Genomic DNA, 253 nt, shown 5'->3' on the forward strand with positions numbered 1-253 from the left:
GGCAATCTCGCTGCGAGGGTTTGCCTTCGCGGGCTCTGGGGGCGGCGAGATTGCGGTGGTGGTTGTGGTTTGGGCCTCCACCGCGACCTTCACGGCAATCTCGCTGCGAAGGTTTGCCTTCGCGGGCTCTGGGGGCGGCGAGATTGCGGTGGTGGTTGTGGTTTGGGCCGCCATCACGACCTTCATGGCAATCTCGCTGCGAGGGTTTGCCTTCGCGGGCTCTGGGGGCGGCGAGATTGCGGTGGTGGTTGTG

At 65.6% G+C, this 253-nt stretch carries 1 protein-coding gene; it reads left to right on the forward strand.

Annotated features, from left to right (window positions below; all coding sequences use genetic code 11):
• Positions 1–58 precede the first annotated feature (58 nt).
• On the forward strand, positions 59–253 hold a 195-nt coding region (locus BST27_RS33380; RefSeq protein ID WP_211285361.1), incomplete at its 3' end, for a hypothetical protein.

This window comes from Mycobacterium intermedium, assembly GCF_002086275.1.
Classification (GTDB): Bacteria; Actinomycetota; Actinomycetes; order Mycobacteriales; family Mycobacteriaceae; genus Mycobacterium; species Mycobacterium intermedium.